Annotated in this window: 13 protein-coding genes; all 13 read right to left on the reverse strand. The window is 39.9% G+C overall.

Translation table 11 applies throughout. The annotated features are described in order from the left end of the window. Positions 1-6: 6 nt before the first annotated feature. Positions 7-597: a hypothetical protein gene (locus NBH14_RS16195; protein WP_028729654.1), complete on the reverse strand. Its 591-nt coding sequence runs from the start codon at positions 595-597 to the stop codon at positions 7-9. 45 nt (positions 598-642) lie between these two features. Continuing rightward, positions 643-1,710: a hypothetical protein gene (locus tag NBH14_RS16200; RefSeq protein WP_186960006.1), complete on the reverse strand. Its 1,068-nt coding sequence runs from the start codon at positions 1,708-1,710 to the stop codon at positions 643-645. 11 nt (positions 1,711-1,721) lie between these two features. Further along, on the reverse strand, positions 1,722-2,873 hold the full coding sequence (locus tag NBH14_RS16205; RefSeq protein WP_186960005.1) for a Clp protease ClpP: 1,152 nt from the start codon (positions 2,871-2,873) through the stop codon (positions 1,722-1,724). Between the two features lie 146 nt (positions 2,874-3,019). Continuing rightward, positions 3,020-3,247 carry a hypothetical protein gene (locus NBH14_RS16210; RefSeq protein ID WP_028729657.1) on the reverse strand — a complete coding sequence of 76 codons (228 nt, stop codon included), beginning with the start codon at positions 3,245-3,247 and terminating at the stop codon, positions 3,020-3,022. Next, the gene (locus NBH14_RS16215) at positions 3,244-6,003 is read right to left on the reverse strand and encodes a hypothetical protein (protein WP_186960004.1); all 2,760 of its coding nucleotides are present in this window, start codon (positions 6,001-6,003) and stop codon (positions 3,244-3,246) included. Before NBH14_RS16215 ends, NBH14_RS16210 begins: the two co-directional genes overlap by 4 nt. A 79-nt stretch (positions 6,004-6,082) precedes the next feature. After that, complete coding sequence (locus NBH14_RS16220) at positions 6,083-6,751, reverse strand: Lcl C-terminal domain-containing protein (protein WP_186960003.1); 669 nt, start codon at positions 6,749-6,751, stop codon at positions 6,083-6,085. Then, positions 6,751-8,811 (reverse strand): hypothetical protein, encoded by a 2,061-nt coding sequence (locus tag NBH14_RS16225; protein WP_186960002.1) that lies wholly within the window; start codon positions 8,809-8,811, stop codon positions 6,751-6,753. Before NBH14_RS16225 ends, NBH14_RS16220 begins: the two co-directional genes overlap by 1 nt. After that, entirely contained in the window at positions 8,808-9,128 is a 321-nt protein-coding gene (locus NBH14_RS16230; protein ID WP_222622111.1) for a hypothetical protein, read from the reverse strand. Before NBH14_RS16230 ends, NBH14_RS16225 begins: the two co-directional genes overlap by 4 nt. Then, the gene (locus NBH14_RS16235) at positions 9,109-9,402 is read right to left on the reverse strand and encodes a hypothetical protein (RefSeq protein ID WP_186960001.1); all 294 of its coding nucleotides are present in this window, start codon (positions 9,400-9,402) and stop codon (positions 9,109-9,111) included. Before NBH14_RS16235 ends, NBH14_RS16230 begins: the two co-directional genes overlap by 20 nt. Positions 9,403-9,406: 4 nt before the next feature. Then, complete coding sequence (locus tag NBH14_RS16240; protein WP_186960000.1) at positions 9,407-9,766, reverse strand: hypothetical protein; 360 nt, start codon at positions 9,764-9,766, stop codon at positions 9,407-9,409. After that, the gene (locus NBH14_RS16245; protein WP_186959999.1) at positions 9,763-14,787 is read right to left on the reverse strand and encodes an S-layer family protein; all 5,025 of its coding nucleotides are present in this window, start codon (positions 14,785-14,787) and stop codon (positions 9,763-9,765) included. Before NBH14_RS16245 ends, NBH14_RS16240 begins: the two co-directional genes overlap by 4 nt. After that, on the reverse strand, positions 14,777-15,427 hold the full coding sequence (locus tag NBH14_RS16250; RefSeq protein ID WP_186959998.1) for a hypothetical protein: 651 nt from the start codon (positions 15,425-15,427) through the stop codon (positions 14,777-14,779). Before NBH14_RS16250 ends, NBH14_RS16245 begins: the two co-directional genes overlap by 11 nt. A gap of 1 nt (position 15,428) precedes the next feature. After that, positions 15,429-15,872 (reverse strand): hypothetical protein, encoded by a 444-nt coding sequence (locus NBH14_RS16255; protein ID WP_222622110.1) that lies wholly within the window; start codon positions 15,870-15,872, stop codon positions 15,429-15,431. Position 15,873 lies beyond the last annotated feature (1 nt).

Below are 15,873 nucleotides of genomic sequence, written 5' to 3' on the forward strand. Positions count from 1 at the left end.
ACAGTATTAAGCTGCTGCAATCAAACTATCAAACAAAGCCTTTGTCGTTTCATAATCAGTTTTATGCAGGAACAAACCTGATTTCGGGGCCCGTTCTTCTGTCAACACAGCTTTCCAACCTCCTTCAGTTTCCTCACTGTATTTGTCATTCTCCAATGTCGTTGCAGTCATACCCTGATAAAAACCGGAAACCTGGAATGCAGCATCTTTCGTTGTACCTTTATGTTTGTTTTCATAAACGACTACAAACGTCCCATTTGCCAAACCATCAATAATGCTTTCGCTAGTTTCCGGTCCGTTGTCAAGGATCACAATTGCAAACTCATTATTGAATGTATTTACATAGGTTCCAACATTCAGACTTGTTTTAGTCCCGGTAAAGGGTGTTTTGCCCGGTACGAAACATTTATATCCTTTCTTTCCTGTCTTCAAAACAAGAGCCTCAAGAACATTGCTTTTTCCTGTAGCAAACACGCTTTTTGCAAAATCAATATCCGAACGATTAATGATTACTGCATTAGCTTCCAAACCACGAGTAACCGGTGTATCACAGTTGATATCAATATCTTTTTTAATTAAACTTTCGCAATCTGCCATATCTATGAGTATTTGATGGGGTACAGAATACCATACCCCGGATTATTAATAAGCAGCATGAATCAGTTCGTCCTCTTTGATAAGAGTACCGATCTTACCCGTTGAATAGATATAGTTCATACGTTCTTTACGTTCGAACCACACATCAAGTTCTGAAATAGCAGAACTACCCGGATAGCCCATGAGTAACTGACTGGGTGAAGTATATACAGCACGATGCGGTAAATTCAACTTTGTATCATTATCCTGATATTTTTTTGTGAATCGGTCAAACAAAGAGATAGAATAAACTTTCACACCATCCCACTCAGAGATTTTTAGACCATCAAACAGAACCTGCCACGGCATAATCGTATTATAGGTTTGTTTTGCATCCCAGGCTAAAGCATCAGCCAAAGATTTCGTACAGAAAATAGCCGATCCGTCCATTGCCTCAATGCGTCCATCTGCATCCATTCGGATTTTTTCAAACAAAGATGTTGCAACACCTTTTGTCAATAATCCTGATTTCTGGGTTGCATAAGATGCAGTGTCATTCGCTGAGATTTCTGTATATTGATTAGAGTTACCGGCAGCAATAGCAAAAATACGCTTCCAAAAACCGTCGGTCATCGTAAACAGGGTTGGATCGACACCTGATGTCAACACACCTCCATCAGCATTATTTTTTGCATCTTTATCACCATACCAGGCAATACGCCACATCATCTTCCGCATGGCTTCTTCCAATTTGGGTAACACAATGTAATCCATGTATTCCGTAGATGTAAGATCACCAATTTCAGTACCAGTTTTCAAACAGTAATCAGCGATCGTTCCTTCCAAATCCTCATAGCAAAGATTCAAAGGAATTTCCCAGTCCCCGAGTTCCCACTGCTTTTCAGCAGCCGGAATACCTACTGATTTGTAGGTAGGATTACAACCGGCCCCCTCATTACCGACATCTTCCATTTCTCCAATGAAGCCAAGGCGTTTACCGTGGACTATTTTACCCATTGACGTAATAAACTGCTCCAAGTTTTCATCCTGAAACACAGTCATGTTTAACAAATCACGCAAACTCTCAATTGCATGATTTGTCGGGGTTAATTTTGTAAAATCTAACTTAGGCATACAAACATTTTTTATCTGTTAAACTTCTTTTTACGGGCATCACGTTTTTCAGCCAGTTTTTTATCAATCAGAGAAACCGGATCACTGTTTCCACCCTGTCCACCTTGATTGCCTTGGAAACCTCGCGCATCAGGAACATAGCTACTTGCAATTTTCTTCAAGCCTTCCAAACCTCCCATAGTTTTGACCTTATTCAAAATCACAAGTTCGTCCTGGCTTTTAGCCTGAGCACGCAAAGACGTTAGTTCAGCTTCCAATTCCGTTATTCGTGCATTGGCAGCATCCAATTCGTCATTATTATTTTCCTCTTCCGGATCGCGGATTTCAGCTATTACTCCACCTTCTACGACGATTGTACTTCCATCCGGCATAAGATGTTCTCCGTCCGGGGATGCTGTATCACCGACCTGTGGTTCCCCATCTTCACGTTCTACTGTTAAAGTGCTTCCGTCTGCCGTTGACAGATCAAGACTGACAATCGGAGCCTTAACGACTCCTAATGCTACTCCTAGCATTTGAAAAGCCTGTGCTACTGTTACTTTTTTTTCTTGATTCATATTATTTATTTTTGAGTGATTCCATTTCTTTGGTTGCTTTTCTTTTGCGGATATTGGAGACTTCACCTCGGATATAAAGCCTAATTCCTTTGCTTTATCCATATCAACAAATTTATCCTCTGCCATAAGGGCACGCAGTACATCTTCCTCGGAGCCGGTACGATCAACGTATAGATTCACGATCTTTGTCGTTTCGACCTCTAAGTCCTCCGCCATACGTCGTAAATCTTCTGCATCATAAGCATCAGCCAAAGTGTAAGGCGGTATATAAGGATTATGTATCAATAGTGTAGCATTCTGATAGGCATAACGTCGTTCTTTAGGAGCAGCCAACAAAAGGATAGAAGCCATAGATGCACATTTACCTTCAATAATGGCTGTTATTTCTTTACCCGTTGAACGTAACTTATCATAAATGGTCCACCCCTCCATACAATTACCACCACGACAATTCAATCGTAACTCTATATTGTTATCGTCTTCCGGAATACTTTCAATGAAAGCATCGACGGAATCAAAGGAAGTTCCGTCCACTCCGGTCCAAAACAAGTTCATTTGCCTTGTCTCTTCATCTACTATATCGCTGTGAATCTTTAATACCGCCATATTTAAAACATCTTTTTGTACAAATTTATATCATATTGTGCATTAAGAGAGAAGATAAAATGAAAAAGCACTGCACATATTTTGCAGTAATAAAAAAAGGCCATACCGATAAAACGATACAGCCTATGAAATAAAGAATACAGAGTTCAAACAGAGCGTTCCATCTTAGAAATGACCTGATACACTTTTCGTTCACTCATACTATACTGATCGGAAAGGAAAGAAACAATATAAGCCTTTTTCAATCCATCCCTTTTTAGCCGGGCATACTCATTATACAGATCGACATGTAAAAAATCAGATGTATTCAAACCAGCAGAATAGAGCTTTTCTAATAACTCCTTATTAAAGGCTAATATTTCATGAACTTTCATATAGTCGAATTATTTTGGATCATTTTCACTCTATCTTGTACCTCTGTAAACTCAACAACACTAACCACGGGAACCGGCATTTCCTTTAATGCTTCAACGAAAACAGCTTTCAGTTCTGCTGTATCAAAACCACCACCAGAAACCGACGGGAATATTGGAACATTAGAGAATGGAACACCACCGCCGGCGACATTAACTGCACTGGCAATAGAACGCAGTAAGGGATTAGACATTGAGTATTTATTTATAATACCTTCCCCTCCTTCAGCTTCGATCAGAACCCCACCTGAAGCATGCGAAGGACCTGTGATTTCACCACCATCAGCATATTTCGGATTCTTTTCTTTGCTTACCAACTGTTTTGCTTTTACGATATTTGCCATAATGGCTGCAATAGTTGTAGCAATTGCAGGAATATTAGCAGGGAAGCCAACTGCTTGAGCAGAGGCTACCCCCTTTGCCAATGCTTCTGCCGTACTCAAACCGATATTAAATAATGCTACTGTTTTAGCAAAAGCGGCCAAATTTTCATTATCTTCAGCAAAAGTATCAATCATTGAGGAAAAAGCCTCAGTAACAGTTGTTGCTGCTTCTATCTGCATAAGTACAAATTCATTTTCCGCATTAACCTGAGCCTGCTTTGCTTCTGTTATCCTCTTCTGACTTTGTAGTACAGCATTCGTATATTCGATATCCGATTCATACAATGCAGCTTTGGTTGCGACATCCATATTTACTAATAAGTCATAGTCAGCTTGGGCTTGTTGCACTTTTAAGTCATATTCTTGCAATGTTCCCTCTCGGAGCTTCAAAATCTTATTTTCCCATTCTAAGCGGATATATTCAGATTGCTTATCAAACTGCTCTTTCCGGAATGCTTCGTTTTCATCTGCTATCAATTTGTTGTAAGCTGCATTTATATCGGCTTCCGATTGTCGGAGTTCTTCAGCCTGTTGCAAATTAGCAGCATGTTCAGCCTGGCGATTCTGCTCGATAAGGGAAAGCCGAAGATTATGTTCCTGCGATGTTCCTTCTTTGACAGAGTCAAGTTGTAACTGGATACGTTCAGTTTCTTTTTTTATCTGAGCCTGGATAGACTCATCAGATAATTTCTTCAAATCTGCATCACACTTCTGTTCGGCCAGAATTATAGAATCATTCAACGCTTTCTTTGCTGCATCAGTTAAATTCTTTTCAGTACTGAGCTTACGTTTCAAATCTTCGATCTGCCGATCATACAGAACATTTACCGTCTGTCTCTGTTTTTCTATCCCTTCTTTAACTAAAGATAAAGCTGCATCTTCAGCCTGACGAATTAATTCAAGTTCCTTAGCCTGCTGATCCTTTTTTATCTCCAGGGCCTTTTGTGAACTCTCCTTCCTAATGGAATTTGTCTTATTTTGAAGTTCAATCTGTTTTGTATAACTATCACGTTGTTTGTCTACCACATTTTGAAACAAATCTGAAAACTCTCTCAAATCAGATATTGTACTCTCAGAAAGACCAAGTTTAGATATAGCATCATCGGCTTTCATAGATCCACTAGAAACAGCTTCTAACATATCCCGAACTTCCTGAGTGACTTCTTTCTGACCTAACAAATTAGCCAACTTCTTTTCCCCGAGTTCGATCTGTTGCTTCATATCGGCTTGTTCTATTTCGCTAGCTTGTTTTGCTGCTGCAATACGTTCTTTGGTCGATTTTGTTGTATCATCGGAAATCATTTTTAGCCGTTCAATCTCTTTCCGCCCAGCTGTACGCTGCATATTCAACATTACTTCCTGCTTTTCCAACTGCTGACTGATATCGTTCAACTCATAAGCTAGTTTTATTTCACGCTGTAATTCATCACCAATACCGGCAAAGGTCGCTTTCATATCTTGAGCTGCCCCTTTAAAGTCACCAGATAATACTTTAACCAGTGCACCTCCAAATTTGGCAACCCGATCAATTATAACATTAATAGCTGCTCCCAATCCAGCCATGACATTACTCAGTAACTCAGTTCCCTTCTGTGTTTTTGTCAAATAAGCGACAAGAGAACCCAGCGCGACAACGATCGCACCGATACCGGTACTGATAAGGGCAATCTTCAAAATTTTCAGCCCCGTAGAAAGCAGATTTGAAGATATGGCAGCCGCTTTTTGGGCTCCGGACATTTGAGTTGTAGCAGCAGAGTTCAATTTGTAATCAGCGGTAAGAGTTTTGATTTCTAACTGAACTTTTTTGTACAAAGCAAGGAATGGAGACATTACTTCGCGAAGAGTACCCTGAATCTTAGAGAATATCCCAGTTTGATTAACAGCCGATTTTATAGCTTCTTCGTATCCTCCTACTGAACGACGATAATCACCCAACTTTTGTTCAGACGTTTTAATTTCCTCGTTGAGAGACTTTATTTTCTTCTGCAAATCACGTCCTTTCGCTGATTCTCTTTCGATTTGACTAAGATTTACATATACCTTATTCAGCCGGGAAAGTTCAGCACGCATAGATTGCAAACTGCCTTCCTGATCTTTTATTGCTTTATTATTATTACGTATTTCTTTTGTCCAAACAACATTCTCAGTCCGGAGTCTTTTTATTTCAATAGCATAAGCTTCATATTCATCCTTACCATCTTTTGTTGTTTTGTTCAACAATGCTTGTTCTTCACGTAACTCTACAATACGTTTTTTGTTTTCTTGTATATGTTTCGATGCTGCATCATTTTTAATAACTACTTCTAATATTACTTGTTCTTTATTATCCGCCATACCTCTAATTTTTTATATTTGATACTCCTATAATACCAATTTACGAATGTGCTTTTCTTCGTGTTGTTGCCATGATTATTTATTTTTCTGGGTAATCCATGATTGCCCGATAATAATTAAAAGTTTTTTTTCCTCCACTTGATGCCGATCCGTCCGACATTCTAACTCTCCATGCGTTAGATGCACTTACTTGCGTGGAAGTCCAGTAATAAATAGTCCCCCCGATAGTACGACTTCCTGTGATATTTGCCAATAATGCATTTATACTTGCTCTATTGGTATATATAACCCTTGCTTGACCTGCGGAGGGCAAAAAGCCTTTTTCCCCGTTTAGAAATACATGTTCATAACATTTTGCAACAGCCTCACCCTCTGAGCCTAACACCGCATATATTGCTTCGCTGTTTTCTTTCCCTTTATAATCGGCTACCGCCCCAGAAGCATTTGACGCGGCTGTAACTCCTTGTATTAAGGATGGGGATGCAACATCTCCATAATCCCATACTTTTGTCCGATAATCCAAAACTTTTTCTGAGAATATGAATCGGGTTTTGTCTGTAACAACAGTAATCCCCATAATAATATCAACAAAACTACTGGGATCAGCATTGAAAACAGATGCTTCAATAGAGTATATTTGTTTGTTTTTATATACACAAACAAATATACCTGCAGGCGTGTCTTTGGGCTTATACCAGCCTTCCGGAATTTTACCGGAAGCAAATAGCATTGATCTTCTTCTGTTCATTATTCTACGTATTCATTATAAATAAAAGGTTCAGACGCACGAACAGTATATTTCCAGTCCGCCCATAATATGCTAAGTTCGCACGCTTCTTTACCTGCCAGTTCTGGCAATTCTGATACAATAAGCAGTTTTGAACCTTCTGAACCAGCATTGGCATTTAACTTGATGGTAAAAGTTATTTTAGTGGTTGAACTACTTGTGTTTCTAATTAGCAAAGTAGTAACCGAGTTATGAAGTGGATAAAATCCTGCTGGAACAATTAGCAAATTTTTGCTAATACTCATATCAAACACCACATAACCGCCAGTAAAAGGAATATTCTCACCAGAAGTAATGACCGTCTTGGCGTATGTACATGCTGCCCTTACAGTAGCATCCCGCCAGCCATCGCCTGTTACACCTCTCAAATCCAGCAAATAATGATATATATTGTCAGAATTTGTAACACCTTCGGATATGACAAAAGATAACAAATAATGAACCACCTCCCCATCATATCTTTGCATGATGGAAGTACATCGGGAATAACCTTTCTTGTATGAATGATACGGACCTTCGGATCGGGAATATATAGGTATATTTTCTTGATATGCCCTTTCCATATCCTCTATTGTGTTACCGTTTATAAATGAACCCCAATCCAATTCACTAGTGGTTCGTACTCTATTTATTTGAGTAACATCACCTATTTCGATATATTCACTATTTGAGTTTCCCCATTCAGCTACACCTGGAGCAGTGTTTGTTAAAACCTGTCCCACTGCCCCACCTGCCGGAATGAAATTGTAACCTTCTCCGGCTGGAAGAACATATTTATTTGCACCGGCTTCAATACCATCTAGCTTTGTCCCTTCTGCATCTGTTATAAGACGTTTGCCTGTCTCTCTCAGGACATAACGTCCATTGGCTTCATTCTTTGTATAGTAATCAGACAAATCGACAGAAGTAGAACCAATCAATTCAAATTTGCCAGAAGTTTCATTCCAGATATATTCATTGTGAACGTCGTTTCCTGATCCTGTTTTTGGAACTAAATAGATCGTTCCTTTAACTCCTGTATCCGGCAGTACCAGGACTACTTTTATGTCGAATTGGACAATACCTGCAATCTGTTCGTTGGTATATGTTTTTGCCAACTGTAGATTTCGTCCTATCTCTTCCCTCAACTCAGCATCGTTAAAAGGGATATACTCAACAAAAGAACCTTCTGTACTTCCATCGGAAGAAGGAACAAAAAGATATTGTTTTCCTCTGATTAAATCAGAGCCATTTACAGAGACATTCCCGGAACCCTTACCAGGCAATCCCGTATCCCCTCTAGGAATGGTCAGTTTCAGAGAGTATTTCGGATTACCTTCTGGGGTTTGTCCGACCGGAATAAAGACGGCAGACGCCTCTGAGCCTGGCTCACCTGTCATAACTTCTCCAAGTTCAAGAACCGGATTTTTACCAGCATCACCTTGTGGTAGAACCAAGTCTATTTTATACTTTGGATTACCTGATGGATCATCACCGTTACGAATTATAGACACAGACGGTTCTTGTCCTTTTGATGCGCTTCCAGTTTCCATTACCGGAGTTTTTCCGTCATTGCCCTTATTCCCTTTACTTCCTCGTGGTATAGTAAGGAATAGTTTATACTTTGGTCGTCCATCTTCTGTCGTTCCATTTTCTTTAAAAGTGGCTGACGCATCCGTATCTGGTTCTCCTGTTGAAATGCTTCCAAATTCCAAAAAAGGAATTGCACCGTCATCTCCTTTAGGCAGTACAAGACCTATTTTATAAATAGGATTACCGGATGGGTCTGTTCCTGACAGCACAATAGAGGCATCTGCGTCCAATCCGGAAGAAATAGAACCAACTTCAAATAATGGGGTTTTGCCATCCGTACCCATCAAAGAAGCAGCTTCCAAGGCTACAAGTTCTCCACTAAGTATTCCCGGAAGAAGATTAACGCCAACCGAGGATTTTACAACCCTAAGATCGGTTACCATCTTTGAACTTCCCTGTAACGCATTCGTTACCCGCTGAACTAAACTATCAAATTCTTCCTGTGTCATAGTCGTTTAATCCAATGATATTTTTTCCGTTTTTCTAAATAAGAGTAGTCATACTGATATGTATAAGCCTCTCTTTCAAATGAGATATTTTCGTAAGCATTCCGACCATAACGAAAAAGTTTAACCAACCACTCCACCAGATACCAGAGATAAAAGAAAATGTACAACATTTCTTTCATTTGAACTGTATGGATAGCTTCATGATTCTGTATTCGCCGGGCAAGGGGTTTGTACTCATTTCGGGCAAAGATTATTCCGAAAAGGTTCATAGCTGTGAAACCCTTAACAGGCAATATGTTATTGTATACGATCTTCATCTGCAAGAATTGTTTCAATATCATCCAACATGGCAGACAAAGCCGCCTTGCACTCTCCGGGTGTCAGAAACTTGTAATCATTTACGTCGATCAAAAGTCGATTAGAACTACCCATGTAATTAGCTCCGGCAACCTTATTACCGTTTTTAGATATTTCGATCCGGATATCCGTTACCGGCTGTCCAACATCTTGAGAATAGGTGTAAGTATTAATTACACCCGGACAAACTTCTGTTGTAGCTATCTGATTAATTTTATTTGATATGATTTCCATAACATTACTTTTTAATATTGTCTTCTACCAAATTGGCTACCTGGGCATAAGCCCCGGCAATGAGAGATTCGGCAGTCAGCCGTTTGATTAAAACAGCGTCTTCAGGACTTATTTCAATAGCTCCCTTTGCTTTATAAATACGCTGGGATAAATTAAAGGCTGTCATCTTCTCTTCAACTGTCTTGCACTCTTTTCCGATAAAAAGCACAGATGCAACCATGACAGAAATCATCTTAGGACGATAGTCTGTCTTCGTGACTTCCATTTCCTTTCCATCAACTATTTTCTTTTCTACTACTTCATACGGTTCTGTGATATCCGATCCATCGAAATTCTTAAACGCTACATTAAAATTTACTTTCATGATGTTCTTATTTTTAAAGTATTCCCATCCCTATACACGGCACCTACCATGCTTCCAGAAGTCGGGAATTTGTTTATATTAAATATCATATTATTATTTCCATACAGACACCCTAGCCCGTCCGGACTGGAAAACAGCAATTCTGTAGGACTTAAAGTCACTCCACCAAAAGCAGTTCCTGAACTTGTTTTTCTTGTCATACTCAATGAAGGATAGTAGTATGTATCACTTTCTACAAAATACCCTAAGTTTAGTATTTCCACCTCTCCACGAAACATTCTGAATCGTCCGTCACCGGATAACAAACATCTATTTCCTGTTTTTGAACCACACTCAAATTCTCCTTCTGCTTTTAAAGAGCCATCATGACGAAGTATAGTCTTTACATTCCCTGCTTTTGCCTGGTCATAGGTACCACCCGCCCACAACATGATATTATCAATGTTCGCAGATATACCACCCTGTTCAGTCCACACACCACCCGACAACAGTCCTAGTTTTATCTTTGTCGTCAGCTGTAAACCTCCGGAAATTGTCGTACCGTTTAAAGCCGCTACCAGATCGGAGTCAAGAGAATAGATCGAATCGTTCGGGTTCGGTGTCCAGGGAGTTGCGTATTCACCATCTTCAAACTTTATTCGGTGTGCCATCATTCTACAGGAAGTCGAACAAGCCATACAAAAGAATTGAGCATCCGTATTACTGGATACAGTAAACGTATATGTATATTCTCTGTCTCCGACCGATACTGGTATATCGGTTTGATATGGTCCGATCCATACTGTAACAGTTGTAGATACCGAAGAATACAGGCTAATTCGTAATGTGTATTTCCTGCGTACCAACAACTGAATACCGGCCAGGCTTCGATTGTATAACCGCCCGGAAATGTTTGAAAAATTAACAGAAATAGAACCATTCGATACTGATAAATTAGAAGCTCCACCGTCTACCTGCCAGTAAACGGTGTTCTGACACTCTCCCGAGTTCCGGATCATATTCAAGTTATACGCCTGAATATCTACTTTTGATGCCATAATTTTCACTGCATCAGCCGTCTGGTTGATCATACTGACAATATTCGTCCCGGTGTAATCAGTTACAGCTACTTTGCTACTGATATTATCCGCATTGATTTGTATGGCCGATTCCGCAGATAATACACGACCAGTCAAACTACTGACCGAATACTGAGAAGCCTTTAAACTTATTTGATAAGCATTTGTCTCTATTGACGATTCCGCTGATGTAACCCGACGTCCCAAGCTGTCAAAATCAATCTGGGACACCTTTAGTTTAATAGCATCCGCATTTACAGTGATCGAAGCTTCATTCGCAGTAACCCGCCTGCCCAAAGCGTTGAACTCATCCTTTGTGGCTTTCAATGCAATTTCATCAGCCATAACAGAAATGCTCGCTTGTGCCTGTGTTACACCTTCTTCTGTTGTAGTGACACGCGTAGCAAGTAATTCTATCTTTTGATCCGTTTGTTCGATCTTTGTTTCGAATTCATTCCGTATTGCTGCAATCCTATCTGAAATAACCGTAAGGCTTTTTATGTATATGTCACCGGAGTAAGTGCAAGAGAAATCCCCAGTACCATCCCATTCTGCTGTTATTGTTTCTTCCTGATATTCTGTTGTGGCTGTTACCTGGGTTGACTTATAAAGTTCTTTCCCTGAGAATCCATAAGTCAATGTTCCCGCTGTTATAGCCTTGTATCGGATACGCATCACGTATGTACCAGATTCTCGGCTTTGCAGGTTTCCATTAACCTGTGTGATACCGCTTTTATACATACGCAGAACGCGGGATACACTGTCCCGGATCACCTCTACTGAACTCTTTTTATCAGAATAGAAAGCCGCATTAAACCACAGCCACCCATTTGTTGCAGAGAATAAATTGATATCCTGAGTATAGTCCCATTTATCCAGTCCTGCCGTCCAAGTCGGATTGGACAGGATATTGTTACCGTTATCGTTGATAGCATCCCTGATAGAAGATATCTCACTTTCCAACTTCCCGTTTATAATCTGGAATGACTGGTAAACAGTTGTTCCATCTTCCAGGTAGATATCACATTCTTCGAAGATACCGCCCTTGATATAAATACCATGATGATAACCCAACTGTCCTAAATTGCCTTTATACTTTGATGTTATCCCGGATACGTTACCAATACGAACCTTTGTTTTATCAATCATATCAGGAGAAGTCAGACCATCTAATACGTCTATATAAGGCGCGTTTGTATCCGATGTTGCCAAATAGATTACACCCTGTCGATTTGGATCGGAATCGTTACCTGCACGGAATACCGTATCACCGGCCATCGGCACAGAATGACCATCTAAAAGAGGCTTTCTAAGATCGAAGTAATCTTCTGTAACTCCTAATACCTCTCCATAATAATAATGGGATGACAGACCTGAGAACTGTTGACAACGGATAAGATCGTCACCTCGCATATTCATGTACATCATTCCTTCGATCTTGTCAATCTTACAACGGTAACGATCCGAAAGTTCCTGAACTGATTCGATCTTATTGAAATCGGATACAAAACGATTGCCATTCAGTCCCAATGTTTCATTTACGACCATTGTGTTAACACGGAACTCTTTACGGGCAAGGAGATAATCAAATTCCCCAGACGCTTTTTGCATATCCAGTATAGTACCGTAACCCATCATACCAGAGGCAGACGAAGGAGAACCGGACATCTTACCGATATAAACATTATCCCGAACCTTCAATTCTCCAAACCAGCCTAATCCATCATTATTGATCCCCCAACCGGCTCCCCATTCGTAACCTTCGGCAAACAATGTACTTTGCGCCATATCTTCAAAAGAAATCGCACCATACGCTGTATCCGGAATATCTTTTCTCAGATACATACCATCAATATCTTTATGAAAGGATTGCAAATTGAATTTTTTGGCATCCCCATCCTCTGTATCGACGGCTATCCAAGAATTTACACCTAATGAACCTATCTCATCTAATTCACGGATCAGTTTTCCTTCTGCAGTAGCAACCGACAAAGAGAAGGCCGCAGCTGTATAAAGGGCCACAGCAGTAGATGTAAACTTCAATGGAGTTGTCGGATTTACTAAAATTGTATTCTTTAAAGAAGTCTCACCCTCTCCCGTTACATCTACACCATCAATAAGGGCCAGTTCTAAATCAGCCTTACCTACTTCCGTATAGTTGTTTACAGACAGCAACATATAATAATTACCATCTGCATACAATGGCTTACAAAAAGACAGGTTCGGGAAAAAGGTCGGATCAAGTTTTGCCTTTCGATATGAAATTCTCGGTTTATTTGCGTAAACACCTAAATACCCCGTCCAATATCTACGGACCAGGTTGTCATATTTCAAAGGTTCAAAAGTAAATGAACGGAAAGTGACAGTTTTCATATCTGCATCTATCCATTTCCCCCAAACTTCCAGCGCAACGGTCCCATTCTCCAACAATAACCGGCACTTTGACGTTTTATTCAAAGTATATTCTGCTTTCCCTTCTTCAACTTTATAAGTATATAGAGGAATGTTTTTGTCAGTAGCAGCATAAGGAGACTGATATACCGTATTCTCCAGCTTATCGTACGTGTCTGCTGTAAACGTATATGCTCCGAACGATTTATCGACCAAATCATCTTCTGCATATTTCAGCATATTCTTTTTAGTCAATCCATAGGAATATTCCAGCTTATCATCTTTTTTATCGATAAGCATTTTTGAAATATTAATCGCTCCGGATTTATTCAGAATTACATCATCTACATTATAAAATGACAAAACACTTCCCTGCTGTTCAACCATCAAGCCAAACACCCCCATGACAGACTTTATAAAGTCCATCGTCGATATATCCGGAAGGTTCTCCCGGATAGGATAATCCAATAAGAATGCCGTCTGGGAATAATCCTTTTCATTCTCCGGAGCAAAAGAGATAGTCAAATCAATATCAAAATATTTCCGGCTTAATAATGCAGTAAATAATCCAAAACATATATCACCAGCGGGAAAATCCCTATACTCGTCTATTTCCAGTTTTTGATTCTCCAACACAACCATCTTAGTTTCAAAGATATCATACATAGGAACTACCCCCTCTTCAAATTCCGTTCCTAATGTATATATTCCGAATTTCCATCCATCGAACCATCCTTCTGTTCCAGGTTTAATAGTCCCTTTTATGTGATATCTTCCTGATAATGGGATTTTCACAAAGCTAGCTGGTAACATTACGTACATCAAATCATACAATCTTGTAGACCCATCAACAATACAATTTGTCATATACGGTAAAATATCACATGTTCGCATTGGCGATATATTCACTGCTGGTATTCTACCGGTAATACGAAAAGCTAAGTCCCTTGCAACTTCCTCACTCCCATTTGTTGTAGGAAGCATCAACCACATTTTTTCAATAACAGAACGATAGGCATTATTCATTACAAACGACTGCCCAACAATCATATCAAATAATGCAGATACTTGAACTGCTGGCCGCAAATGTTCGGGATGCTGTCTTTGCATTCCGTCTAACTTTGGAACCCATTTTACAAAATCCGTTTCTGTAACACTATAGTCCCACGGGATCAAACCTCTATCCGGAAAAATATCTTTTAAATCAATATCTTTTAGCTTGTAATCATTGAGACTTGTCAACCGCTTATTCCCTCCGAATTTGATCAGAACTTCAATTGTTTTACTGGCTGATTTAACGACTGCAACACCATCATCAAACAGAGTGATACCATCCCTGATTACTTTTGCTGTGTGTTCTACATGTGGGTAGTCACTTTCTACATTCACCTCCGTTGAGAAACCAAACGTCTGAATGTTATGTGCTGTTTTAGGAAGCTGGATAGTATAAGAATAACCAGACAATATTGTTGACATATCAGCCGGCTTACTCACAGCACGATTCAATACGACACCCGATCCACCTTCCGGTAAATCAACCTCTACATTATCAATGAATAGTTTATCTTTCATTCGGTAACACTATTGTTATATCAAAATCCTGCAATGCGGCTTTTGTTCGTTTATACTCTTTTGCTTCAACCTCTACATTCAACCACCCATCAAGCACAGAGGCCTGCACAATGGCACTTTCCTGTATAGCGGTGAAACTCTCAAATGTTTCCCGGTCTACCATAGCTGCAAACAGGGTTATTTTATTTATCTGATCAAATGCCAACTTATAAGTCAATCCTCCGATACCGGCCGTTTGAATATTCTCCAATTTCCGGCTGTCCTGATGAATACAGAATTCGTATGAATCTAACTCACCGCTACGGCTAATCCAGCGTAATGTGATATGTGCCCCGTCTCCGGAGAAATTGACAACCTTATTGCTTCCATAGACAACTTCAAAGATTCCGGAAGCGAGAGATACACCGGCTTGCACCACGGACCAGGCAACATTCTTCCGTACCATCCCATTTGACAACGTATCAATAGTGAACAAGGACTTTAAAAGTCCTGATGCATCAAACACAACAGTGTTAGCTATTGCAGACACTTTTGTCTTCACACCTTCAATAGTGATATCATACTCCCCTGCTCCTTCCATTATGAAAAGAACCGGATCAAAAACATACTGCGTATCCGTTGGTACGTTTACTGTTGCCATATTATTTATTCAATTTTATAGATTCAAACTCCAATCTCATCAAGAAGCCGACACGATCCTTTATGCGTTCAATTGTTTCCGGAACCTCCGTTGTATATACATCGGCTTCGGCGCCCGTACGGTAAAGCTGTGTTCCTTCCCTGGCTATTTTACGGGAAACCAAATAAGCAAAAGAATTGCGCTCAGACTGGCTATCGAAAGAGATACCTTTATCAATTACCCACTGCTTTATGATCTGATAAAATCCTGCCGGAACCTTACCCGACTTACGTCCAGTCTCCAACGTACCAAAAGCCATACGTCCGAACAATATCCCACGATTCTCTGAAATATCTGTATGCATGGAGCCAGAAGTACGACCAGACGCTTTACGCCCGGTACTGTCAATATTGGATATTATTCGTTTCCGAAGATCCTCCAATTCTTCAAATATTATGTTCTGCACT

This window comes from Parabacteroides caecihominis (assembly GCF_023656785.1).
Classification (GTDB): Bacteria; Bacteroidota; Bacteroidia; order Bacteroidales; family Tannerellaceae; genus Parabacteroides; species Parabacteroides segnis.

Excerpts from the sequence above, each read along its gene's own strand:
- NBH14_RS16210 (WP_028729657.1), bottom strand. The coding sequence starts at position 3,247 with ATGAAAGTTCATGAAATATTAGCCTTTAATAAGGAGTTATTAGAAAAG.
- NBH14_RS16235 (WP_186960001.1), bottom strand. The coding sequence starts at position 9,402 with ATGGAAATCATATCAAATAAAATTAATCAGATAGCTACAACAGAAGTT.
- NBH14_RS16215 (WP_186960004.1), bottom strand. The coding sequence starts at position 6,003 with ATGGCGGATAATAAAGAACAAGTAATATTAGAAGTAGTTATTAAAAAT.
- NBH14_RS16230 (WP_222622111.1), bottom strand. The coding sequence starts at position 9,128 with ATGAAGATCGTATACAATAACATATTGCCTGTTAAGGGTTTCACAGCT.
- NBH14_RS16225 (WP_186960002.1), bottom strand. The coding sequence starts at position 8,811 with ATGACACAGGAAGAATTTGATAGTTTAGTTCAGCGGGTAACGAATGCG.
- NBH14_RS16245 (WP_186959999.1), bottom strand. The coding sequence starts at position 14,787 with ATGAAAGATAAACTATTCATTGATAATGTAGAGGTTGATTTACCGGAA.
- NBH14_RS16200 (WP_186960006.1), bottom strand. The coding sequence starts at position 1,710 with ATGCCTAAGTTAGATTTTACAAAATTAACCCCGACAAATCATGCAATT.
- NBH14_RS16240 (WP_186960000.1), bottom strand. The coding sequence starts at position 9,766 with ATGAAAGTAAATTTTAATGTAGCGTTTAAGAATTTCGATGGATCGGAT.
- NBH14_RS16250 (WP_186959998.1), bottom strand. The coding sequence starts at position 15,427 with ATGGCAACAGTAAACGTACCAACGGATACGCAGTATGTTTTTGATCCG.
- NBH14_RS16195 (WP_028729654.1), bottom strand. The coding sequence starts at position 597 with ATGGCAGATTGCGAAAGTTTAATTAAAAAAGATATTGATATCAACTGT.
- NBH14_RS16220 (WP_186960003.1), bottom strand. The coding sequence starts at position 6,751 with ATGAACAGAAGAAGATCAATGCTATTTGCTTCCGGTAAAATTCCGGAA.
- NBH14_RS16205 (WP_186960005.1), bottom strand. The coding sequence starts at position 2,873 with ATGGCGGTATTAAAGATTCACAGCGATATAGTAGATGAAGAGACAAGG.